The organism is Kineosporia sp. NBRC 101677 (genome assembly GCF_030269265.1).
Lineage (GTDB): Bacteria > Actinomycetota > Actinomycetes > Actinomycetales > Kineosporiaceae > Kineosporia > Kineosporia rhizophila.
Window position 1 is genome coordinate 215474 of the sequence record NZ_BSTA01000012.1, and the last position, 21594, is coordinate 237067.

The 21594-nt window shown below is 70.8% G+C and carries 21 protein-coding genes; 10 read left to right on the forward strand and 11 right to left on the reverse strand.

The annotated features are described in order from the left end of the window. Window positions 1–17 precede the first annotated feature (17 nt). The 4 genes from QSK18_RS29560 to QSK18_RS29575 form a co-directional block, all read right to left on the reverse strand. Window positions 18–881 (reverse strand): carbohydrate-binding protein, encoded by an 864-nt coding sequence (locus QSK18_RS29560; RefSeq protein WP_285625900.1) that lies wholly within the window; start codon window positions 879–881, stop codon window positions 18–20. Continuing rightward, entirely contained in the window at window positions 878–2074 is a 1197-nt protein-coding gene (locus QSK18_RS29565; protein ID WP_232812124.1) for a sensor histidine kinase, read from the reverse strand. Before QSK18_RS29565 ends, QSK18_RS29560 begins: the two co-directional genes overlap by 4 nt. A gap of 106 nt (window positions 2075–2180) precedes the next feature. Next, window positions 2181–3761 (reverse strand): carboxylesterase/lipase family protein, encoded by a 1581-nt coding sequence (locus tag QSK18_RS29570; protein ID WP_285625905.1) that lies wholly within the window; start codon window positions 3759–3761, stop codon window positions 2181–2183. Window positions 3762–3892: 131 nt separating this feature from the next. Continuing rightward, complete coding sequence (locus QSK18_RS29575) at window positions 3893–4438, reverse strand: MarR family winged helix-turn-helix transcriptional regulator (protein WP_232812122.1); 546 nt, start codon at window positions 4436–4438, stop codon at window positions 3893–3895. Between the two features lie 23 nt (window positions 4439–4461). Between QSK18_RS29575 and QSK18_RS29580 the strand changes: the two genes are divergently transcribed. Continuing rightward, a complete protein-coding gene (locus QSK18_RS29580) occupies window positions 4462–6576 on the forward strand; it encodes an MMPL family transporter (protein ID WP_285625910.1) in 2115 nt (704 codons plus the stop codon). 41 nt (window positions 6577–6617) lie between these two features. Here QSK18_RS29580 and QSK18_RS29585 read toward each other — a convergent pair whose 3' ends face one another. Both QSK18_RS29585 and QSK18_RS29590 read right to left on the reverse strand, forming a co-directional pair. Next, a complete protein-coding gene (locus tag QSK18_RS29585; protein ID WP_285625913.1) occupies window positions 6618–8213 on the reverse strand; it encodes a multicopper oxidase family protein in 1596 nt (531 codons plus the stop codon). A 31-nt stretch (window positions 8214–8244) separates the two neighbouring features. Then, a complete protein-coding gene (locus QSK18_RS29590) occupies window positions 8245–8820 on the reverse strand; it encodes a TetR/AcrR family transcriptional regulator (RefSeq protein WP_232812119.1) in 576 nt (191 codons plus the stop codon). Between the two features lie 87 nt (window positions 8821–8907). Here QSK18_RS29590 and QSK18_RS29595 point away from each other — a divergent pair, with 87 nt between their 5' ends. Continuing rightward, entirely contained in the window at window positions 8908–9477 is a 570-nt protein-coding gene (locus QSK18_RS29595) for a dihydrofolate reductase family protein (RefSeq protein WP_232812307.1), read from the forward strand. Window positions 9478–9643: 166 nt separating this feature from the next. On the opposite strand, the gene QSK18_RS29600 is transcribed toward QSK18_RS29595, so the two are convergent. Then, window positions 9644–10579 carry an NADP-dependent oxidoreductase gene (locus QSK18_RS29600; RefSeq protein WP_285625917.1) on the reverse strand — a complete coding sequence of 312 codons (936 nt, stop codon included), beginning with the start codon at window positions 10577–10579 and terminating at the stop codon, window positions 9644–9646. A gap of 151 nt (window positions 10580–10730) precedes the next feature. On the opposite strand from QSK18_RS29600, the gene QSK18_RS29605 reads away from it, so the two are divergent. Further along, window positions 10731–11204, forward strand: a complete 474-nt coding sequence (locus QSK18_RS29605) for a MarR family winged helix-turn-helix transcriptional regulator (protein ID WP_232815091.1) — start codon at window positions 10731–10733, stop codon at window positions 11202–11204. Window positions 11205–11246: 42 nt separating this feature from the next. Here the strand turns inward: QSK18_RS29605 and QSK18_RS29610 are convergent, their stop codons facing one another. Both QSK18_RS29610 and QSK18_RS29615 read right to left on the reverse strand, forming a co-directional pair. After that, entirely contained in the window at window positions 11247–11630 is a 384-nt protein-coding gene (locus tag QSK18_RS29610; RefSeq protein WP_285625920.1) for a response regulator transcription factor, read from the reverse strand. Then, complete coding sequence (locus tag QSK18_RS29615; protein WP_285625923.1) at window positions 11623–11964, reverse strand: helix-turn-helix domain-containing protein; 342 nt, start codon at window positions 11962–11964, stop codon at window positions 11623–11625. Before QSK18_RS29615 ends, QSK18_RS29610 begins: the two co-directional genes overlap by 8 nt. A gap of 346 nt (window positions 11965–12310) precedes the next feature. Here QSK18_RS29615 and QSK18_RS29620 point away from each other — a divergent pair, with 346 nt between their 5' ends. After that, a complete protein-coding gene (locus QSK18_RS29620; protein ID WP_285625926.1) occupies window positions 12311–13180 on the forward strand; it encodes an LLM class flavin-dependent oxidoreductase in 870 nt (289 codons plus the stop codon). On the opposite strand, the gene QSK18_RS29625 is transcribed toward QSK18_RS29620, so the two are convergent. Next, entirely contained in the window at window positions 13177–14208 is a 1032-nt protein-coding gene (locus QSK18_RS29625) for a LacI family DNA-binding transcriptional regulator (protein ID WP_232815095.1), read from the reverse strand. The genes QSK18_RS29620 and QSK18_RS29625 overlap by 4 nt on opposite strands. A gap of 185 nt (window positions 14209–14393) precedes the next feature. Between QSK18_RS29625 and QSK18_RS29630 the strand changes: the two genes are divergently transcribed. The 4 genes from QSK18_RS29630 (at window position 14394) to QSK18_RS29645 (ending at window position 19457) form a co-directional block, all read left to right on the forward strand. Continuing rightward, window positions 14394–16301: a glycoside hydrolase family 127 protein gene (locus QSK18_RS29630; protein ID WP_285625930.1), complete on the forward strand. Its 1908-nt coding sequence runs from the start codon at window positions 14394–14396 to the stop codon at window positions 16299–16301. Window positions 16302–16381: 80 nt separating this feature from the next. After that, complete coding sequence (locus QSK18_RS29635; protein ID WP_502894284.1) at window positions 16382–17653, forward strand: ABC transporter substrate-binding protein; 1272 nt, start codon at window positions 16382–16384, stop codon at window positions 17651–17653. Between the two features lie 5 nt (window positions 17654–17658). Next, window positions 17659–18606: a carbohydrate ABC transporter permease gene (locus QSK18_RS29640; protein WP_285625936.1), complete on the forward strand. Its 948-nt coding sequence runs from the start codon at window positions 17659–17661 to the stop codon at window positions 18604–18606. Beyond that, window positions 18603–19457, forward strand: coding sequence for a carbohydrate ABC transporter permease (locus QSK18_RS29645; RefSeq protein WP_232815099.1), 855 nt, complete (start codon window positions 18603–18605; stop codon window positions 19455–19457). The genes QSK18_RS29640 and QSK18_RS29645 overlap by 4 nt, the downstream gene beginning before the upstream one ends. On the opposite strand, the gene QSK18_RS29650 is transcribed toward QSK18_RS29645, so the two are convergent. Further along, window positions 19421–20521: a M20 family metallopeptidase gene (locus tag QSK18_RS29650; protein WP_285625939.1), complete on the reverse strand. Its 1101-nt coding sequence runs from the start codon at window positions 20519–20521 to the stop codon at window positions 19421–19423. The genes QSK18_RS29645 and QSK18_RS29650 overlap by 37 nt on opposite strands. Window positions 20522–20646: 125 nt before the next feature. Here QSK18_RS29650 and QSK18_RS29655 point away from each other — a divergent pair, with 125 nt between their 5' ends. Both QSK18_RS29655 and QSK18_RS29660 read left to right on the forward strand, forming a co-directional pair. Then, the gene (locus tag QSK18_RS29655; RefSeq protein ID WP_285625942.1) at window positions 20647–21063 is read left to right on the forward strand and encodes a VOC family protein; all 417 of its coding nucleotides are present in this window, start codon (window positions 20647–20649) and stop codon (window positions 21061–21063) included. A 52-nt stretch (window positions 21064–21115) separates the two neighbouring features. Then, complete coding sequence (locus QSK18_RS29660; RefSeq protein WP_285625945.1) at window positions 21116–21583, forward strand: SRPBCC family protein; 468 nt, start codon at window positions 21116–21118, stop codon at window positions 21581–21583. The last annotated feature ends 11 nt before the right edge of the window (window positions 21584–21594 follow it).

Sequence of the window (21594 nt, forward strand, 5' to 3'; positions counted from 1 at the left end):
CGGCATGTGAAGCGGCATCAGTTCACGCTGATCTGGTCGAGGTCGGGGGCCAGCCCGATCGGGTTGTGGAACTTGATCGAGTTCTTGCCCTGTTGCAGGTCGACACTGACGCTGGTCCAGCCGGGCGTTTCCCAGCCGCCGGTGCCCTCCACGGTGAGCTTCTGCGCGGCGCCGCCGTTCACGCTTACGTACAGGTCGCGCTGGCGCTTGGACTCGTAGGCGATGCTCAGCTGCCGGGTGCCGGCGGTGTCCGACTCGACCGGCACGGTCAGGGTGGCGAGCAACCCCAGGCCGATGATGCGGCTGCCGGAGACACAGGTGGCGCAGTCCACGGCACTGACCAGCCAACGCTGGTTCGCGCTGTCGGCCGCGGCCACGGTGATCGGCTGCGCCGCGGGAACCTCGGGCTCGGAGGACGGCTGTGGCTCGGTGGGCGGCTGGGTCGCCGCCGGGTCGGTCGCGGTGGGGTTGGGCTCGTCGCTCGCCTCGGGGGAGCCCGAGTTCGAGGGCTTGGAGACGTCCTTGGTCTCCTTGGGTGCCTCGGAGGGGGTCTCGCTCGGTTCGGTTGAGGGCGTCACACCGGTGACGGTGGGTACGGAGGTCGGGTCGCTGCCAGGAACTGCGTCCGGAGCGCCGCCGTCTTCTGGGGCGTCGGATTCTTCGTCCTGGGCGGGTGCCTGCGCCGCGGGGGACTCCGCCGGCGGGGGCTTGTCCGGCAGCACGGTGGGCAGGGTGGGCACGGCTACGGAGGTCAGGGCGACCGCGGCGCCGAGCGTGGTGATCTGCCAGATGGGCGGTCCGGCGGGCCAGAGCCAGGCGCCGGGCAGGAAGGTCAGCGACTTGCCCAGCGGGGCCCCCGCCTTGAAGGTCTTCTTGCTCATGACGGCATCCCGTTCATCCGCACCCGGATCTCGGTGCCCGAGTGCGGCTCCGTGATGATGGTCAGGTCGGCGCCCAGGTAGGACGAGCGGGTGATCATCCGGCAGATCCCGTCGTAGCCGCCGCCGCGCAGCACCGCGGGGTCGTCCGGCAGGTCGAAGCCCTGGCCGTTGTCCTTGATGGTCAGCGTCACGACGTGTCTCCGTTCGGCCAGTTCCACCCGGGCCCGGGTGGCCCGCGCGTGGTGGGCGACGTTGCTCAGCGCGTCGTCGACGATCAGGGCCAGCTGGTGGCGCACCGGTACCCGCAGCCAGACCGGCGGCAGGTCGGTGTTCAGGCTGACCCGGGCCTGGGCGGCCCATTCCTGGCAGAGCTGCTCGAGCGGGTCGGCGAAGTCCTCGTGCGCGTAGTCGAAGCGGATGCCGCCGATCGGGGTGGCGGCCCGCTCCAGGGCCACGTAGGTGTCCTGGGCCAGGGTGCGCGCCAGTTCGTCGGCCAGGCGTCCGGCCCGGGGCCGGCGGGCGAACGAGAGCGAGGTGGTGCGCAGCGTGGACAGCACCCGGGCGTAGAGCTCGGGCATCGGCCGGGCCGGGTCGAGGTCGCGGTTGAGCCGGTCCTGCAGCACGCGGGTCAGGGTGATGGTGGAGGCCCCGGCCGCGACGATCAGGCCCGGCGCGGCCACCAGAACCACGGTGGTCAGCGGGGGAGCGACCTTGTCGGAAAGGACCAGCCAGCAGGTGGCCGCGGCCTGCACCGCCTGCCCACCCCACAACGGGATGCCGTGCAGGCCGAGCAGGGCCCCGGCCAGGGCGGCGGCCCCGACCTGGAACAGGACGTAGACCGGGTCACCGGTCCAGACCAGGAACAGCACCAGGGCCACGGCCGAGTCGGCGAGCACCAGACCGACGCGCGGCGGGCCGGAGGCCATCCGGCGCAACAGGTGGCACTCGGCCAGGGTGACCACGGCGATGATCAGGCACGGCAGCAGGTAGCGCTGGGCCGAGTCGCCGTCCACGCCGTTGAGCAGCAGGGCCGTCGCGGCGTAGAGCGCCGAGGCGGCCAGACGGGACAGCAGCACCGCCCGGGCCAGCGCGAGCACCGCGGCGGCCTGGACCCCCGGTTGCCCGGCCGGGACCAGCCGCGGCGAAAGACCGGGGGCCTCGGTCGACACCCCGGCGACACTCTGGACCAACACGCCCCTCCGGACAGTAATCAGGCATTACTCAGTAAGGACGCAAGCTATGACACGCCGGAGTGTAATGGTCGGCGAGGGGAGGCACCGACCCGCTGACCGGGCGTGGCTAGAGGTCGGCCCAGAAGTCGCAGCGGTGCTCGACGCCGAGGTCTGCCGTCTCGATCAGGTCGGCCCGCAGTCGCAGGCTCTGCCCACCCGGCCCGCTGTACTCCGGCCACGGCGGCTGGTTCTGCGCCTTGGGCATTCCGTTGTGCGCGAACGAGGTCCAGTAGGCGACCATCGTCGCGGCCAGGTCGAGCTGCTCGCCCTCCAGCGGGTCCTGCCCGCGCAGGTCGAACAGGTAGGGCAGGTCGCTGCCCAGGCCGGCGGCCGGCTCGGCGAACTGGGCGGCGTAGACCGGGGAGCCGTTGGCGGCCAGCGCGGTGTCGCCCTCGAGCGTGGGGCACACCCAGGAACTGTCGGTGATCAGCGCCGACCAGGCCAGGGCCGGGCTGTCGTAGTCCGACAGCGGGTACTGGGCCAGCACCTCGGTCTCGTGGCCGGGGTAGGCGGCGGCGACGTAGGCCGGGTAGGACTTGCGGGTGAACGACTTCTCGTCCGCGGTGACGAAGGCCCGCGCCTCGTGGCGGTTGACGCTGGAGATCACCGGGACGGGGGAGACCCGCCCCTCCAGGACCGCCTGCGCCGGGTCCACCGGGAGCAGCGGGGTGCCGTAGGCGAGCACGTCGTGGAACTGCGGGGAGATCTCCAGCAGGTCCTCCACCGGGGTGGCGCGCAGGCAGTCGAGCACCTCCAGGCCGCGGCAGCCGGCCTCGCGGGCCTGGTCGACGCCCAGCGCCGCGCCCTCGGCGAGGCTGACGTACGGGCTGCGGGCCGGCGCGGACAACGTCAGCCCGTTCTCCGGCCAGCGCAGCCGGCAACTGCCGCCCGAGGACATGGCCACCTTCGAGGCCAGGCCCTCGAACTCGGGTGAGGTCAGGAAGGCACAGGCGCTCATCGCCCCGGCCGACTCACCGAAGACCGTGACGTTGTCCGGGTCCCCGCCGAAGGCGGTGGCGTTGCGCCGGGCCCAGCGGGTGGCCATGACCTGGTCGGCCAGGCCGAAGGTGCCGCTGCCCTCGAGGCCGGGCAGGGAGAGGTAGCCGAAGACGCCCAGGCGGTAGTTCACCGTCACGACGATCACGTTGCCCTCGGCGGCCAGGCGGGCGGCGTCGTAGTCGGAACCCGAGCCGTGGGTGTAGTCGCCGCCGTGCCACCAGACCATCACCGGCAGGTTCTGGCCACCTCGGGCGGTGGCCGGGGCGGTCACGTCGAGGAACAGGCAGTCCTCGGAGCGGCTGAGCGGGTTCTCCTCGGTCGCCGTCTGCGCGCAGCGGGGCCCGGACTTCCGGGCACTGACCGGTTCGACGGCCCGCTCGGCCAGTTCCGGCAGGGTCCAGCGGCGTTCGCCGGTGGGCGGCTCGGCGTACCGCACCCCCAGGAACCGGTTCACGAGCCCGTCGGCCTTGCCCTCCAGCCGCCCGCTGGTGGTCTCCGCCACCAGTGGGTCACCGGTGGGTGTGACGGCCGACGGGCTCGGAACGGTGGGGGCCGGGCTGTCGTAGGGGTTGTCGCGGGTGCAGCCGCCGACCGCGAGCACGAGCGTCAGCAACGCGGCCGGCACAGCCAGCGCGGACCGGGTGAACATGCGACTGCCTCCCCCCAGGCGAGTGGCTTCGACGCTACCTATGGGCGCCTTCGCCGCCGGTTGGTGCTAGCGGGGTTGCAGTGGCGATGCCGCCCGGGTTCAGTGCACGGCACCCACGCGGGCGGAGCCGGTCAGCGCTCGTCGATGTCGGCCCGGGCCGCGTGGGTGGCGGCCGTGGCCTCTTCCAGGAACTGCGCGATCAGCGCCAGCTCCTCGGCGCTGCGCCCGGCCAGGACGGGGGACATCCGGGCCCCCACCCGCCCGAACATCGCTGCTCCGACCGTGTGGGCGTGATCGGTGGCGACCACCACCACCGAGCGGCGGTCGCGCGGGTGCGGGTGCCGTTCGATGTGCCCCAGGCGCTCCAGCCGGTCGAGCATGGCCGAGGTGGCCGGCGCACTGAGCTGCAGGGCCTCGCTGATCCGGCGCGGCGTGACCGGCTCGGCCCCGGGGGCGGCGCCCGCCATGACCACCCGCAGCCCGTTCAGGTCGGTGCGGTGGATCGCCTCGTCGCGCCCGGTGGCGGCCAGGTACATCTCCGACTCGTTGGCGAAGGCGGCCATCGCCCGCACCGCCCGGACGGCCTCGGGCCGGGGATCGCGGTGCGAGTGCCGGGGACGGGCAGCCGTCGAGGGCTCTTCTTCGGTCACTGGGCGTTGCGGATTGGCGTCGTGCACCCGCTCATCATACTCTTTCGCTCGTGGAACTATTCGACGGTGGAACTAAACGCCGACTGCCCCATCTCGTCGGCGCGAAACTCAGCTGGATCGTCGTCCTGCTCGCGGTGATCTTCTCCGGGGTGGCCCTGTCCGCACCGATCACCGCCGACGAGTCCCAGAACGGGGTCGCCAACGTCCCCGCCGACGCCGAGTCGCGCCAGGCCGCTGACCTGCGCGACGAGATGGGCGGCAGCGAGGTCGTCCCGGCGATCGTCGTCCTCGACCGGGAGGGCCAGGCCCTCACCGAGTCCGACCGCACGGCCGTCGAGGCCCTCGCCAAGACCCTCCAGGAGTACTCGGTCGGCGGTGCGCCGGTCTTCCAGCAGCTCGCCGAGGACGGCCAGGCCGCCCTGATCGGGGTGCCGCTGTCCTCCAGCGCCTCCAACGACGAACTGGTCACGATCGTCGAGAAGATGCGCGCCCAGCTCGCCGACGAGGTGCCCGAGGGCATGCGCGCCCAGGTCACCGGCGGCCCGGCCTTCACGGTCGACCTGGCCGGGGTCTTCGACGGCGCCGACACCCGCCTGCTGTTCGCCACCGCCGGCGTGGTCGCCTTCCTGCTCCTGCTCACCTACCGCAGCCCCTGGCTGTGGCTGGTGCCGCTGGCCGTGGTCGGGGTCGCCGACCAGGTCGCGATCACCGTCGTCGCCGTGGGCACGAAGTTCCTGCCCTTCACCACCGACGGCGCCTCCGTCGGCATCACCTCGGTACTGGTCTTCGGCGCGGGCACCAACTACGCCCTGCTGCTCATCGCCCGCTACCGCGAGGAGCTGCGCCGGCACGAGAACCGGTACGACGCGATGAAGGTCGCCGTCGACCGGGCGGCCCCGGCCATCCTGGCCAGCTCCGGCACCGTCGTCCTGGCCCTGCTGTGCCTCGGCTTCGCCGAGAGCCCCTCCAGCCGCAACATCGGCCTGGGCGGCGCCCTGGGCATCATCACCGCCGTCGTCTACGCCCTGCTGGTGCTGCCCGCCGCGATGACCGTGCCCGGCCGCGCCCTGTTCTGGCCGTTCGTGCCCCGGGCCGGGCAGGACGTGCCCGAGCGGGCCGGCTTCTGGTGGCGCGTGGCCGAGGGGGTCACCAAGCGGCCCGTCCTGGTCGGCGCCGTCGCCCTGGCCGCGCTCGCCGTCCTGATGATCCCGCTGACCGGACTGAAGAGCGGTCTCTCCCAGACCGAGCAGTTCCGCGCCACCCCCGAGTCGGTCACCGGTCAGGAGACCCTGGGCGAGCACTTCGCCGCCGGTTCCTCCCAGCCCACCATCGTGGTGACCAGCACCGACAAGGCCCCGGCGGTGCGCGCCGCGGCCGAGGACGTGGAGGGGGTCCAGTCGGCCCGGCCCGGCACCGAGGCCGACGGCCGCACCGTGATCGAGGTGGTGATCAGCGCCGCCCCGGCCACCGACGAGGCCTTCGCCGTGATCGAGGACCTGCGCTCGGCCACCTCCGAGGTGGACAGCGGCGCCCTGGTCGGCGGCACCGACGCCGAGGCCCTGGACGCCGACCGCAGTGCCGACCGCGACCGCTGGCTGATCATCCCACTGGTCCTGCTCGTGGTGCTGGCCGTGCTGCTGGCCCTGCTGCGCTCCCTGGTGGCGGCCGTCCTGCTGGTGCTCACCGTGGTCGCCACCTACGCCGCCGCGATGGGGGCCGCCTGGCTGGTCTTCACCAACGTGTTCGACTTCCCGGCGCTCGACCTCACCGTGCCGCTGCTGGCCTTCCTCTTCCTGGTGGCCCTGGGCGTCGACTACAACATCTTCCTGGCCACCCGGGCCAAGGAAGAGGCCGAGCAGTCGCCCGGAGACGTCTCCCGCGGCCCGATCTCGCTGGCCCTGGCCGTCACCGGCGGCGTGATCACCAGCGCCGGCGTCCTGCTGGCGGCGGTGTTCGCGGTGCTCGGGGTGCTGCCGCTGATCGTGCTCACCCAGATCGGCGTGATCGTCGGCATCGGCGTCCTGCTCGACACCCTGGTGGTGCGCACCGTGCTGGTGCCGGCCATGGTCACCCTGCTGGGCCGCTGGTTCTGGTGGCCGGGCCACCTCTCCCGCAAGCCCGCCGGCGACGAGGCGCAGCCGCAGAAGGAGACGGTCGCCCCCTGAGCCCGGCCGGCCCGCCCTCGTCAGCGGGGGCGGGCCGGCGCTCAGACCACCTCGAAGTTCGCCATCATCATCATGTCCTCGTGCTCCAGGTTGTGGCAGTGCAGCACCGCAGCCCCACGATGACCGTCGAAACGCACCAGCAGCTCGGCCCGGCCACCGTTGTCCAGGTTCACCGTGTCCTTCCAGCCACCGTCGGCCCGGCCGGCGGTGGCTCCGGTGGTCCCCAGCACCTGGAAGGCGCCCAGGTGCACGTGGAAGGGGTGCTCGTTGTTCTGCGAGACCACCGTCCAGCGTTCCACCGTGCCCATCCGGACCTGGGCGAGTACCCGTTCGGGATCGAACGCCTCCCCGTTCACCGTCCACAGCGACATCCCGTGCGCCTCGGCCCCGCCCCGCCGGAAGGTGAACTCCCGCGTGGCCACCACGTCGGCCTCGCTCAGCACCTCGGGATCGGCCAGACGGTCGGGCAGCCGGCTGCCGTCGCGGACGTCCTCAGTCGTACCGGTGACCACGAACCGCATGACCTGCGCCGTCGCCCCCTCACCGCGTTCGTTCACCATCGTGACCAGATCGCCGTCGGCGTGGGCCGAGAAGTCGACCACCACGTCGAAACGCTCGCCCTGAGCCACGTCCAGGCGATCCAGTGGCACCGGCGCCGCCAGAAGTCCCTGGTCGCTGCCGATCTGGACGAACCGCGCCCCGCGGTCGAGGTCGTCGAGCTCGCTGTCCAGGCGCAGCCGGAAGCGACGGGCGTTGGAAGCGTTGAGGATCCGGAAGCGGTAGCGCGCCGGCGCGACCTCCAGCACCGGCCACGGGGCACCGTTGACCAGTACGCAATCACCCAGAACCCCGCTCATGTACTCGGCGGTGACTCCGGGCGTCCCCAGTAGTGAAGGATCCACCGAGGGGTAACGGAACGAGCCGTCGGCGGCGAACGAGCGGTCCACGATCATCAACGGCACGTCCCGCTCACCCGAGGGCAGCCCCAGGGCCTCTTCCTCCTCGTCGGTGACCAGGTGGAAACCGGCCAGCCCGCGGTAGACCTGAGGACCGGTGAAGTCCATCCGGTGGTCGTGGTACCAGAGCGTGGCCGCGGGCTGGTCGATCTCGTACACGTAGTCCCGCGAGCCCTGGGCGCCGTTGAGTCCCTGGCCGTGGCTGTCGGCCACCCGCCCGCTCACCGGGTGCAGGTAGTCGGTGGGGTATCCGTCCTGGTCGGCCGCCACCCGTCCGCCGTGCAGGTGCACCACCACCGGCACCGGCAGCTCGTTGGTGTGCTGGACCACGGTCCGCCGGCCCGAGCGGGACACGATCGTCGGGCCGGGGAAGACGCCGTCGTAACCCCACACCTCGGTGTCCAGGTCGTCGAGGATCCGGGCCGTACCGCGCTTCTGGGTGATCTCGTAGTAGTCGGTGCCGGCGTCACTACGAACCGGTTTGAGGACGGGTGGCAGCGGCAGTGCGCGCAGGAACGGTTGCGGGAGTGGGGCCTGACTGGGCAGGAGCCTTCCCGCGCTGCCCTGCGCACTCGTGTTCGCACTGTTCTCCACCGCTCGGCCGCCACAGCCGGCCAGGACGATCGGGGCGGCGACCGCCAGGCGGAACAGGTCACGACGGGTCGGCGAGCGGCGGAGCATGGGGCCAGTCTGCTGTACCCCGCGCCCGCCCTCAGGAGGGACCCGGCAGCAGCCGATCGACCAGCGTCTGCACCACCTCGTCGACGGAGGTGCCCGGATCGATCGGGGTGGTCAGCCGATCCAGCACCAGGCCCTCCACGGCGTAGTGGAAGAGGGCGATGTCCTGAGCGGTCCCGGGCAGGCCGGCCGCCCGGTTGAAGTCCACGTCCGCGGCGAACCCGGCCTGCTGCCAGGCGGTGAGCGGCCCGGCCAGTTCCGGGCGGCGGCGCGACTCCAGACGTAGTTCGAACAGGGCGATGGTGGCCTCGGGAGCGGCCAGAAGCCTACGGACGATGTCGCGCGTGTACTCGGCGAACAGGGCCTTGGTCGGTTCCCGGGTACCTACCTGGGCCCAGACCTCCGGCGCGGGGGCCAGCCTTTCGCCGATCCGGTCGAACAGGCCCTGGATGAGGGCTTCCCGAGAGCGGAAGTAGTTCGACGTGGTGCCCGCAGGCACCCCGGCCGCCGCGTCCACCGCCCGATGCGTCAGCCCCCGGGCCCCCTGCGTGGCCAGGACGTGCAGGCCCGCATCACCCAGCGCCTGACGTCGTGCCTCGTTCCGTGCCATGGAAACACCCTAGACGAACCACTACGGCCGTTGTAGTTTCCTTTCGTCCACGACATCTGTAGTGATCGGAGTACCGTCTTGCGTGAAGTGACGTACTACGTGGCCACCAGCCTCGACGGCCGCATCGCCGACCCGGAGGGGGGCTTCGACGCCTTCCCGATGGAGGGCGACCACATGCAGGTGCTCATGCACGAGTACACCGACACCATCCCCACCCACCTGCTGCAGCGGTTCGGCCTGACCGCCACCCGCTCGCGGTTCGACACCGTGCTGATGGGCTGGGAGACCTACACGCCCGCTCTGAAGGAGGGCATCGACAGCCCTTACCAGCACCTGCGCCAGGTGATCGCCTCGCGTCAGGAACGCGAGGTCCCTGACGGGCTGGAGGTGACCGCCGATCCGGTGCGGCGCCTGCGGGAGCTGAAGGCCGAGCCCGGTCAGGGCATCTGGGTCGCCGGTGGCGGCCGGCTGGCCGGCTCGGTGCTGGACGAGATCGACCGGCTGGTGCTGAAGATCAACCCGATCGTGCTCGGCGCGGGCATCCCGCTGTTCGGCGGCATCGAGTACTCGCCCCGCACGTTCACCCGGGTCGGCTGGCGCGCCTTCGAGTCGGGCACCGTGATCGCCGAGTACGAGCGAGCGGGTGCCGGGTCCTGACGCGCTCCGGCCCGGCGCCGGCCACGGGCGGGCAGCTTGCTGTATGTGTACACATGGTTCACCTGGTACACCGCTTCTTCTGCTCGCCGCCCTCGTCGAGTCAGGTCCGTGACGCCGTCGCCCCTCGCCGGTCGGTGCGCGGGGCGGACGGCGAGCACCGGCCGGCTCAGGCCACGACGATGACGGTCTTGCCGAGCAGCTTGCCGTCGGCGGCGTCCTGGTGCACGGTCGGCAGTTCGTCGAGGGAACGGCGGTCGGCGATGTTCAGCTGCAGCCGTCCGTCGTCGACGCGGGCCACCAGGTCGGCCAGGTGGGCGGCGTCGGGCGCCACCCACACCCCGGCGGTGCGTACCGAGCGGGTCTCGTCGGCCGGCACCGGGCCCGCTGAACTGACCACGATGCCACCGTCGGCGACGAACGCGGTCAGCTTGGCCAGCTGCTCGGGGGCGAGGCGGACGTGGTTGATCACGACGTCGAAAGGCCCTCCGACGGCCGCCGGTCCCGCGTCGAGATCCAGCGGACCGACCACCTGGCCGGCGCCGTAGGCGGTGAGACGCTCGGCGTGCTGCAGCCCGTCGACCGCGGTGACCTTCGCCCCGGCGTGGGCGGCGAGCTGGACCACGAGACTGCCCACCGCCCCGCCCGCGCCGTTGACCAGCACGGTCTGGCCGGTTCGGATGCCGGCCAGCTCGATCGCCGCCTGCCGGGCGGCGAGCCCGGTCAGGGGGAGCGCAGCAGCGTCGGCCAGAGCTATGCCACGCGGAGCGGACGCCACGAGATCAGCTGCGATCAGAGCGTATTCGGCCGCCCCGCCGGGTGCGTCGAGCGGGAACATGGCCACCACCTCGTCGCCCACCTGCAGCCCGCTGACGCCCTCGCCGATCTCGGCGACGGTGCCGGCCAGGTCGAAGCCGGGGGTGATCGGCAACGGGGTGGGGATCATCTCGGCCAGGACGCCCAGACGGACGTGGTCGTCGACCGGGTTGAACGAGGTGGCGGCCACCTTCACCAGCACCTGGCCGGCGGCGGGGACGGGGCGCTCGATCTCTTCCGGGCGCAGAACTTCGGTGCTGCCGAACTCGTGGTAGCGGATCGCCTTCATGACACTCTCCCGAGAGGGGGGAACCGGCCTGCTGGCCGATTCTTCACACTTGCCTGGGCAAGTGAAAGAGAGTCTGTATGACTTGCCTGGGCAAGTCAAACGAGATGCTGGGGAAAGGTCGGCACCGGCCTGGTCGCCTAAGCTGCGGGCCATGACCGACCCCGCCCGCTGGCTCGACGACGATCAGCAGAACCTCTGGCAGGACCTGCTCACCGTGGCGATCGCGCTACCCGCCCTGCTGGATCGTCAGTTGCAGCGGGACGAGGGGGTGTCCAACTTCGAGTACAGCGTGATGGCCCGGCTGTCGATGGCGGGCGCGCAGACGATGCGGCTCAGCGAGCTGGCCCTGCTGAGCAACAGCACCCTGCCCCGGCTGTCCAAGGTGATGACGCGCTTCGAGCGCCAGGGGTGGGTGACCCGCCGCCCGGACCCGGACAACGGGCGCTACACCCTGGCCACGCTCACCGAGGCGGGCCTGGACAAGGTACGCCGGTGTGCGCCGGGCCATGTGGAGGAGGTGCGCAGGCTGGTGTTCGAGCCGCTCACGGCCGCCCAGCAGCGCCACCTCGCCACCGCGCTGGCCCGGATCGCCGGGCCGGTGCGCGAGCAGCTCGAGGCCGGCTGACCGACCGGTCGGCCGGCCCGCTGGCGTGGTAGTGGTGAGGGGTCAGGGGATGAGGCGGAAGCGCCGGGCCGACTGCACCGCGCTGTAGCGGTTGGTGGCCTGGAGCTTGTGCATAGCCGTGCGCAGGTAACCCTTCACCGTCTCGGTGCTGACACCCAGGCGCTGCGCGGCCTCGCTGTTGGTGGCGCCTACCCCGACCACGGCCAGCACGTCGATCTCGCGGCCGGTGAGGTGCTGCGGATAGCCGGGCTTCAGGGGACGGGCACCGCCCTCGAGCAGCTTGGCCGACATCCGGTGCAGCCGGTCTTTCTGCTCCGGGTCGGCGGTGGCCCCGGCCTGACAGCGCAGGGCGGCGAAGGTGCGGCGCACCTCTTCCAGCCGGGCCGTGGTCTCGGCCGGCATCGTCAGCTCGGGCAGCTCAGGCACGGGAGACGCTGTCGCCGGAGGGCTCCGCGGTGCCGAAGGCGGCGAGCAGACCGGGGGAGAGCCCCAGGTGCGCGCCCGCGAAGTCGAGCCGGGCCCGGGTCTGCCTGAGCGTGCTGGCCGTGAGCCGGGAGATCTGGCTGACGCTGAAGCCCTGGGCGGCCAGGCCGAGCACCTGCCGTTCGGCCGCCGACAGGCGCAGCACCGCGGCCTTGGACACGTCGAGGACGTCGAAGGCGCCGCTCGTCGGGACGATCTCGGGCGGCAGGCTGCCGCCCGGGAAATCTCTTGCCAGACGGCGTATCTCGAACACGATGCTGGAGACGGGCTCGCGCATGAAGCATTACCTCCCCGTGGCCGTAGGCACCATTACAGGCACGCACCGGCGGGAAGTCAACCACCACGGCCGTCCGATTTGCACGATTTCCGGATGACGGCGATCGATGTCAGTGACTGGGCGGTAAGCCTTTTCGTTCTGCCGGCCGGTAGCCGCTCAGATCGATGGTCGGCGCGTTGCGTCGCGCCCGCAGCCAACGCAGGAGGTCACGAACGCGGTCGAAGACGTAGCCGGCGATGAACAGGACGATGGGGTAGACGGCCCAGTGCTGCCAGTTGTCCCGCGGCCACCACTAGCCTGGGGGCCGGTTTCGGCCAATCCGTACCCACCGGCACCAGGGAGCACTGTGAAGCACGGCGTCACCATCCTCACCGACCAGTCCTGGGCGCAGGCCCGGCCGCTCTGGCGGGCCGCCGAGGACCTGGGCTTCGACCACGCCTGGACGTACGACCACCTGGTCTGGGGTGGGCTGCCCGACTCCCCGTGGTTCGCCGGCCTGCCCATGCTCTCCGCCGCCGCCCTGGTCACCGAGCGGATCGAGCTGGGCACGGCGGTGTGCGCCCCCAACTTCCGGCACCCGCTGTCGCTGTACCGCGAGGCCCAGGCCCTGGACGACATCTCCGGCGGCCGCTTCGTGCTCGGCGTGGGCACCGGGGGCGACCTGGACTCGCGCATCCTCGGCCTGCCCGACCTCACCGTGAAGGAACGCGTCGACCGGTTCCAGGAGTTCACCGACCTGCTGGTGCGCCTGCGCTCAGAAGACCACGTCTCGGCCGAGGGCCGCTGGTTCTCCACCCTCGATGCGCGCACCCTGCCCGAACCCCGCAACCTGCCGTTCGTGGTGGCGGCCAACGGCCCGCGCGGAGTGCGCTACGCCGCCCGCACGGGGGACGGCTGGATGACGCTCGGAGCGCGGGCGCAGAGCCTGGACGAGTGGCTCACCGGTCTGGCCGGGCTGACCAAGATCTTCGAAGAGGCTCTGACCACGGCCGGGCGCGAGGGTGCACCGGTGCGGCGCTACCTGATGCTCGACGCGCCCACCATGCGTCCCGAGGTGCCGTTCTCGCTCAGCAGCGTGGGCGTGTACCAGGAGATGACCGGCCGCGCCGGTGAGCTCGGCTTCACCGACGTGATCACGCACTGGCCCCGGTCCAGCGGCCCCTACGAGGGCGACGTGAAGATCCTCGAAGCGGTCGCGGCCCAGCTCTCGGCCTAGGACTCACGCACCACCAGATGCCCCGGCACCGTATGGGTCCCCGGTGCCGGGGAACCGTCGATCGCGGCGATCAGCAGTTCGCCCGCGCGCCGGCCCAGTTCGTGCAGCCCCAGGTCGACCGTGGTCAGTGGGGGGCGGGCGGCCTCGGCGCTGATCACCCAGTTGTCCACCCCGACCACACCCACTTCCGTAGGTAACGTCACCCCGGACTCGCGCAGGGCGTCCGTCGTTCCTCTCGCAATGACGTCGGCCCCGCAGAAGATGCCGTCCACGTCCGGGTCGCTGCGCATCAACTGCCCCACCGCGAACCGCCCCCAGGCCTCCGACCAGCTCCCGAACCAGGGATCGCCGACCAGTTCGAGCCCGTGCCCGCGCAACGTCTCGATCGCACTGGCCGCCCGCACCCGTGAGGAGGAGTGCGAGTGCGGGCCGGTGATGTGGGCGATCCGCCGGCGCCCGGTCCGCACCAGGTGGTCGATCGCCAGCCGGGCCGCACCCGGCTCGTCGCTGGTCACGCTGATGTCGTCCGGGTCGTCGCTGGGGGCCAGGGCGTAGACCACCGGCACCGGCAGGTTGGTGCCGATCGGGGCCCGGGCGTCGGTGCGCCGGCCGGCCACGATGATCCCGTCGACCCGGCGCTCCAGCAGGCGCCGGATGTGGTGCTGCTCGCGGATCGGGTCCTCGCGGCTGTCGCACAGGAAGGCCAGCATCTCGCCCAGCCCCAGCGCGTCCTCGGCGCCGCGCATGATCGGGATGCTGAAGCGGCCGTAGCTGTCGGTGGTGATGATCCCGACCGTGAACGTGCGGCCGGTGAGCAGGCTGCGGGCCACCGTGCTGGGGGCGAACTCCAGCTGCTCAGCGGCCGCCCGCACCCGGGCCCGGGTCTCTTCCCGCAGATTCCCCCGGCCGTTCAGCGCTTTGGAGGCGGTGCCCACCGACACCCCGGCCAACGCCGCCACATCGGCGATGCCGGCTCGCCGGGGTGCGGCCCCCGGCCCGGAGCGCGGGGTGCTGGTCTCACTGCTCATCGGATCAGCTAAACAGGAAACCGTTGGTCCGGCAAGAAACCTCGCCGTCGTCCGTTCAGCGACGGGTCTTGACCACTTCGAGGCACGCGCCTACGTTTTGAGCGAGACAAACGGTTTCCTGAATTTTCCCGGCGACGGAGCCGGCAGCATCGCTCCGTTGGCCGGTCCCGATGAGAGGCGTCACCTTGCCCCTTGAGACCGAGCACGTGGCCCAGGGCCCGGCCGTTCCCCGCCGGCCCGCGACCCTGACCCCGCTGGCCCTGCGCTCCGCCGAACTGCACCCACAGTCGCCCCTGGGGCGCTGGCAGTCGCTGAACGCGGCGGCGACCATCCCGCACTGCCTTGAGAACCTCGAGGCCACCGGCGCCGTCCAGAACTTCCGGAGGCTGGCCGAGGCCGGTCCGGAGGGCCCGCAGGGCAAGTTCGCCGGACCGTGGTTCGCCGACACCGACCTGTACAAGACCCTGGAGGCGATCGGCTGGGAGATCGGCCGCACCGGCACCGCCACCTGGAACGATCTGCTGGCCGAACTGGCCACCCTGATGGAGAAGACCCAGGCCGAGGACGGCTACCTCAACACCTACGTGCAGGGTGTGGAGGGCGAGGAGCCTTTCGCGCACCCCGACTACACGCACGAGCTCTACTCGGCGGGCCACCTGATCCAGGCCGCGGTGGCCCTGCACCGGGGCAGGCAGGACCGGCGGTTCCTGCAGATCGCCACCCGGCTGGCCGATTTCGTGGCCAAGCTGGACGACGGTGAGGGCAACCCGATCATCGACGGGCACCCCGAGGTGGAGACGGCGCTGGTCGAGCTCTACCGCGAGACGGGCGAGAAGGACTACCTCACCGCCGCCGAACGGCAGATCGACCGGCGCGGCCACCGCTCGCTGGAGCCCGGCCGGTTCGGCTCGCTGTACTACCAGGACCACCTGCCGGTGCGCGAGAACGTCGAAGCCCTGGGCCATTCCGTGCGTCAGCTGTACCTGGCGGCCGGGGCCACCGACGTGTACCTGGAGAACGGCGACGAGTCGCTGCTGCGCGCCATGGAAAAGCTGTGGGACAGCGCGTTCGGCACCAAGATGTACATCACCGGCGCCCACGGCTCCCGGCACCGTGACGAGGCCTACGGTGACCCGTTCGAGCTGCCGCCGGACCGCGCCTACGCCGAGACCTGCGCCTCCATCGCCGCTTTCCAGTGGTGCTGGCGCATGCTGCTGGCCACCGGTGAGGCGCGCTACGCCGAGGAGATGGAACGGGCGCTGTTCAACGGCATCGCGGCCTCGACCTCGCACACCGGCAAAGCGTTCTTCTACTCCAACCCGCTGCAACTGCGCACCGGGCACGAGGGTTCCGACGAGGACTCGCCGAGCGAGCGCCTGCCCTGGTATGGCTGCGCCTGCTGCCCGCCGAACATCGCCCGGCTCATCGCCTCGCTGCAGGGCTACGTCGCCACCGGCACCGAGACGGGGCTGCAGCTGCACCTGCTGCACGCCGGAACCTATGCGGCGCCCGGGCTTTCGGTGACGGTCGAGACCGAGTACCCGTACGACGGGGACATTGTGCTCACGGCTGTGGGGTCGGGGGAGCTCAGCGTCCGGATCCCGGCCTGGGCCACCGGTGCCACCGCCGAGCGTGGCGATAACAGGCTCTCGCTGGAGTCGGGGCAGTACTGGCGCACCGAGGTCGAGGACGGCGACCAGATCCGTCTCACCCTGCCCATGCCGCCGACGCTGGTCCGGGCCGACGACCGGGTGGACGCCGTGCGCGGGAGCCTCGCCGTGACCCGGGGCCCGCTGGTCTTCGCCGTCGAACAGGCCGACCTGCCCACCGGCGTCCTGGTCGAGCAGTTGCACCTCGATCCTTCCGCACCGATCACGGTCGAACGAGTCACGGAAGACCTGACCCCGGTGCGCCTGCGCCTTTCCGGGATCGCCCGGCCTCTGGAGCCGGCGCTCTACGCCCCCTACTCCACGGGGACGGCGACGTCGGAAGACAGCGTCTCCCCGACGTCCATCGATTTCACTGCCATTCCCTACAGCGCCTGGGCCAACCGTGGGCCGGGAGCCATGCGGGTCTGGCTCCCGGTGCTGTAGGGCAACGTTCGCCTCCTTCTCCCAGCCCGCGCTCCAATGAGGGGGCGCGGGCGGAAAGCGAAGTCGTCATGGTCGCAACAATGAGGTTCGTGGCAGCAGCCGCGGCCGCCGCCGTCGCCCTGGTCGGGCTGGCCGGCTGCGGCGGCGGGGACGATGAGACCACCAGCGCGAGCGACAAGCCGGTCGGCACCGCGACGCTGTGGGCCCGGGACAGCCAGAAGGGTTTCATCAACCTGCTGGCCGACACGTACAACAAGTCGCACGAGGGGCAGGTCCGGGTCTCGGTGATCCCGGCGGCCAGCTTCGTGCAGAAGTTCGGCACCGCCGCGGCCTCCGGCTCGGGCCCCGACATCGCCTCGATCGACCTGGTCTACCTGCCCTACTTTGCCTCCAAAGGGGTGCTCGACGACCTGACCCCGGTGCTGGAGGAGCTGGAATGGAAGGACGACCTGAGCCCGGCCCACAAGGAACTGGCAGTTTTCGAGGACAAGACCTACGCGCTGCCGTTCACGGCCGAGGCGTCGGTCACCTTCTACAACAAGGATCTGTTCAAGAAGGCCGGCCTGGACCCGGAGAAGCCCCCGGCCACCTACGACGAGATGCTCGAGGCGTCCCGGGCGATCAAGAAGCTCGGTGAGGGCCACTACGGCTTCGTGATGGCCGGATCGTGCGGCGGCTGCAACATCTTCGAGTTCGCCCCGCACGTGTGGGCCAGCGGCGGCGAGGTGCTCTCCGAGGACGGCAAGACCGCGCAGTTCGACAGCCCGGAGGTCACCGAGGCTCTGCAGTTCTACCGCACCATGTGGGAGGAGGGGCTGATGGCGCCCTCGTCCAAGACCGACAACGGCAGCACCCAGGGCGGCACGTTCCAGAGCGGCAAGGTCGGCATGGTCAACCTGGGCGCGTTCTTCGTGCAGACCCTGGCCGCCGACAAGAAGATCGACTTCGGCGTCGCCCCGATCGTCGGCCGGGACGGCGGCACCGCCTCGTTCGCCGGTGGCGACGAGATCGCGGTGACCGCCGGGGCCAAGAACAAGGCGGTGGCCTACGACTTCGTGAAGTGGGCGACCGGCGACGAGGCCCAGACACTGCTGGCCGAGAACTCGATCGTGCCGGTGCGCACCGACCTGGTCGAGACCGTCTACGGCGTGGACGACGAGCGCTACCAGGTGCTCGGCGAGTCGATGAGCACCGGCCGGACCCCGTACAGCGTGGTCGAGAACGAGATCATCAACGACAACAACGGCCCCTGGGCGACGATGATCAACAAGGCGGTGTTCGGCGGCGGCGACATCAGGGCGGCGCAGGACGAGGCCCAGAAGGCCGCCCAGGCCATCATCGACGCGGGCTGAACCGGATGTCCGCCACCACTGTGAAGCCGGCCCCGGTCGCCGCCGGTGCCCCGCGGCGGCGCCCGGGCCCGCGCCTGACCCAGCGCCGTCGCCGTCAGCTCGCCGGGCTGGCCATGGTCTCCCCGGCCCTGCTCGTCGTCTTCGTATTCTTCTTGGTCCCGCTCGTGATGACGTTCTGGATGAGCCTGCACGACTGGCCCCTGCTGGGCGAGCACAGCTGGGTCGGTCTGGAGAACTACCGGCTGGCCCTGAAGGACGAGAGCTGGCTGGACTCGGTGGTCTTCACGCTCAAGTACACGCTGTTCATCACCCCGCTCCTGCTCGTCGCCGCGCTGGCCCTGGCCTTCCTGATCAACCGCCCGGGCCGGCCCGCGAGGGTGTTCCAGACCATCTTCTTCCTGCCCGTGGTGATCGGTTTCGCGGCCGCGGCCTACCTGTGGCTGTACCTGACCCAGCCCGGCCTCGGCCCGCTCACCGACCTGGCCGTCCACCTCGGCCTGGGCACCCGCGAGTCCAACTGGTTCGACACCTCCACCAGTGCCCTGACCGTGGTGGTGCTGATGGTGGTCTGGAAGATGACCGGCATGCAGATGATCCTGCTGCTGTCCGGCCTGCAGTCGATCCCGGCCGAACTCACCGAGGCGGCCCGGATCGACGGGGCCGGGCCGTGGAAGTCGTTCGTGCACGTGACGCTTCCGCTGCTGCGCCCCACCCTCGCCCTGGTGCTGGTGTTCTCGGTGGCCGGTTCGCTGCTGGCCTTCGACCAGTTCTTCATCATGACCTCCGGCGGTCCCTCGAACAGCACCATCACGGCCGTCTACCAGATCTACCGCACCTCGTTCATCAACTTCGACCTGGGCTACGGCGCGGCGCTCTCGGCCATGCTGATGATCGTCCTGGCCATGGTCAGCGCCGTGCAGATGCTCCTGCTGAGGAAGACGGACCTGTCGTGAGAACCCTGCTGGAAGTGCGCCGTTCGCTACCGCGGGCGGCCTGGTGGGCGGCCTGCCTGAGCGTGGCCGCGATCGTGCTCTACCCCCTGTGGATCATGCTGTCGCAGTCGCTGAAGAGCTCGGCCGAGGCCACCGAGAACCCGCCCACGCTCTACCCCCACGGGCTCTCGCTGGACAACTACCAGGCGCTGGGCAACACCGGGGCGGTGGGCATCTGGACGCACGTGGGCAACAGCGTGCTGGTCTCGGCCGGGGCCACCGTGCTCACCATGGTGCTCGCCACCCTGGCCGGATACGGTTTCGCCAAGCTGCGTTTCGCCGGCAGCGGGGTGCTGTTCTTCCTGATCCTGGCCACCTTCATGATCCCGTTCCAGGCGATCATCACCCCACTGTTCTCGATCCTGCACACCCTGGGCCTGAACAACAGCCTGCTCGGCCTGGTGCTGGTGTACACCACCTTCCAGTTGCCGTTCGGGATCTTCCTGATGCGCAACAGCTTCGCGGCGCTGCCGGCCAGCATCGAGGAGGCGGCCCTGATCGACGGCTGCGGCTACCTGTCGGCGATGACCCGGGTGATGCTGCCGGTGGCCGTGCCCGGCCTGATCAGCACCGCCCTGTTCACCTTCTTCACCTGCTGGAACGAGTTCTTCGCGGCGCTCGTCCTGGTCACCGACGAGGCCAAGTTCACCCTGCCGGTCACGCTCACCGTGCTGGCCTCCAACCAGCTCGGCACGATGAACTGGGGCATCATGCAGGCCGGGGTCGCGGTCACGGCGATCCCGTGCATCGTGCTCTACCTGGTGTTGCAGCGCTACTACGTGGCGGGGCTGGTGGCTGGCGCCGTCAAATAACGCGCCAGATGGGCCGTGAGGCGGGCGCGTTCGGCCATCGCGCTGACCACGAGGTACTCGTGGTCGGCGTGGGCGCCCCCGCCCACGGCCCCGAGCCCGTCCAGCGTGGGCACACCCAGCGCGGCCGTCAGGTTGCCGTCGCTACCGCCGCCTACCGAAATCCCTTCCAGGTTCGCATCGAACTGGCGAGCGACCCCGAAAAGGTGCTCAGACACGTCCTCAGGCATCGGTGGCCGACTGAAACCACCCGCAACCGCGACCTTCGCGCCCGCCCCGACCGCCCGCAGACCCGCGAAAGCAGCCTCGATCCGCGCCGTCTCATCGGCCGAGGCGACACGGACGTCCACAATGATCTTCGCCTCGGCCGGAACCACGTTGCTGGCCGTGCCCGCCGAAGCCATCGACGGCACCACCGTCGTACCCAGCTCGGGCCGGCCCAGAGCAGCGATCGCGAGCACCTGATGCGCCGCCTCGACCAGCGCGTTCACGCCCGCCTCGGGCTCCAGCCCGGCGTGCGAGGCCCGCCCCGTGATCGACACCTCGAACGTGCCGCACCCCTTGCGCCCGGTCTTGAGTGCACCGCCTTCCCCGGCCCCCTCGAAGACCAGCACCGCCCCGCACTCCTGGGCCAGCTGCTCGATCAGCTCCCGCGACGCCCCCGAACCGACCTCCTCGTCCGACGTGACCAGCACCTCGACACCGCTGAGGTCGGGGAGCAGGGCCAGCCCGTGCACGGCCTGCACCAGCCCGCCCAGCATGTCGAAAGTGCCCGGACCGTAAGCCTTGCCGTCTTCGACCAGGAACGGGCGCCGGGCCAGCGTCCCGATCGGGAAGACGGTGTCGTGATGCCCGAGGATGAGCACCCTGGGTTCGCCGCCGCCCGACCAGCGGATGTGCGGTCCGGCCGCGCTCTCCACCAGAACCGCCTCGCCGCCGAGCCGCTTCTGCAGGATCTCGGCCACCACACCCGCCGAGGCCTGGAGCGCCTCGAGGTCGCCGGAGGGGGACTCGACCTCAACCAGCTGGCGTAGGTCGTGGAGCATCGCGTTCACATCGGGCTGCATGCCGGAGATGCTAGATGGAGGCCCCGGACAGGGCCGCCCCGGTGGCTGGGGCGGCCCGGCGATGAGTTTCGTTCGGTGGTGCGGTCCTGATATGCGAACGCTTTACCTACCTGAGGAGTCGGCTCGTGAACTACACCCTGGAAGTCGTCAATGTCCCGGTCGCCGACATCGACGTGGCCAAGGCCTTCTACGGCGAGAAGATGGGCTGGCCGGTCGATCACGACGTGGCCCCCGCTCCCGGGGTGCGGTTCGTGCAGATCACCCCGCCCGGCTCGGGGTGCTCGATCGTGCTGGGTGGGTCCTCGGGCATGGAGCCGGGCTCGCTGAAGGGTCTGCAGCTGGTGGTCGCCGACATCGTGGCCGCGCACGCCGAGCTGAAGGGGCGCGGGGTGGAGGTGGGGGAGGTGCAGGCGATCGACGGGGATGTGGCCAAGCTCGAGCAGGGCGGAAAAGCCCTGGACAACGTGGGTTTCGTGTTCTTCGGTGACCCGGACGGCAACGGCTGGGCGATCCAGCAGATCTCGGCGCGGGCCGATGTGTAATAGTCATTGAAGGCTCTTGCTCATTACGGGCACAGCTGGCACGCTGGCCGGTATGGGGAACGAGAGATTCGAGATTCAGCGGCGCATCGAGGCGCCGGCCGGGCAGATCTTCGAGGTGCTCACCGATCCGCACGGGCACGTGCGGATCGACTCCTCCGGCATGCTCCAGTGGGCCGAGGGCGAGCGGGTGCGGCAGGTGGGCGACGAGTTCGTGGTGCACATGGACCGGGAGTCGCTGAACGACCTGCCGATGGGCAAGTACGACGTCACGGTGATCATCACGCGGCTGGTGCCCGGGCAGGAGATCGAGTGGACGATCTCGGGCACCATCCAGCCGCCGATCGAGCACCTGTGGGGCTACACGCTGCAGGCCGAGGAGGGCGGCACCCTGGTCACCGCCTACTACGACTGGAGCCGGATCCGGCCGGAGTACCGCGGCGTGGTGAACTTCCCGATCATCCCCGAGGCCGGCCTGCGCGCCACCCTGGGCATTCTCGCGCGCACCGTGGAAAAGCACTGATGGGCCGACCA

Excerpts from the sequence above, each read along its gene's own strand:
- QSK18_RS29560 (WP_285625900.1), bottom strand. The coding sequence starts at position 881 with ATGAGCAAGAAGACCTTCAAGGCGGGGGCCCCGCTGGGCAAGTCGCTG.
- QSK18_RS29570 (WP_285625905.1), bottom strand. The coding sequence starts at position 3,761 with ATGTTCACCCGGTCCGCGCTGGCTGTGCCGGCCGCGTTGCTGACGCTC.
- QSK18_RS29585 (WP_285625913.1), bottom strand. The coding sequence starts at position 8,213 with ATGCTCCGCCGCTCGCCGACCCGTCGTGACCTGTTCCGCCTGGCGGTC.
- QSK18_RS29590 (WP_232812119.1), bottom strand. The coding sequence starts at position 8,820 with ATGGCACGGAACGAGGCACGACGTCAGGCGCTGGGTGATGCGGGCCTG.
- QSK18_RS29600 (WP_285625917.1), bottom strand. The coding sequence starts at position 10,579 with ATGAAGGCGATCCGCTACCACGAGTTCGGCAGCACCGAAGTTCTGCGC.
- QSK18_RS29605 (WP_232815091.1), top strand. The coding sequence starts at position 10,731 with ATGACCGACCCCGCCCGCTGGCTCGACGACGATCAGCAGAACCTCTGG.
- QSK18_RS29615 (WP_285625923.1), bottom strand. The coding sequence starts at position 11,964 with ATGCGCGAGCCCGTCTCCAGCATCGTGTTCGAGATACGCCGTCTGGCA.
- QSK18_RS29625 (WP_232815095.1), bottom strand. The coding sequence starts at position 14,208 with ATGAGCAGTGAGACCAGCACCCCGCGCTCCGGGCCGGGGGCCGCACCC.
- QSK18_RS29635 (WP_502894284.1), top strand. The coding sequence starts at position 16,382 with ATGAGGTTCGTGGCAGCAGCCGCGGCCGCCGCCGTCGCCCTGGTCGGG.
- QSK18_RS29640 (WP_285625936.1), top strand. The coding sequence starts at position 17,659 with ATGTCCGCCACCACTGTGAAGCCGGCCCCGGTCGCCGCCGGTGCCCCG.
- QSK18_RS29650 (WP_285625939.1), bottom strand. The coding sequence starts at position 20,521 with ATGCAGCCCGATGTGAACGCGATGCTCCACGACCTACGCCAGCTGGTT.
- QSK18_RS29660 (WP_285625945.1), top strand. The coding sequence starts at position 21,116 with ATGGGGAACGAGAGATTCGAGATTCAGCGGCGCATCGAGGCGCCGGCC.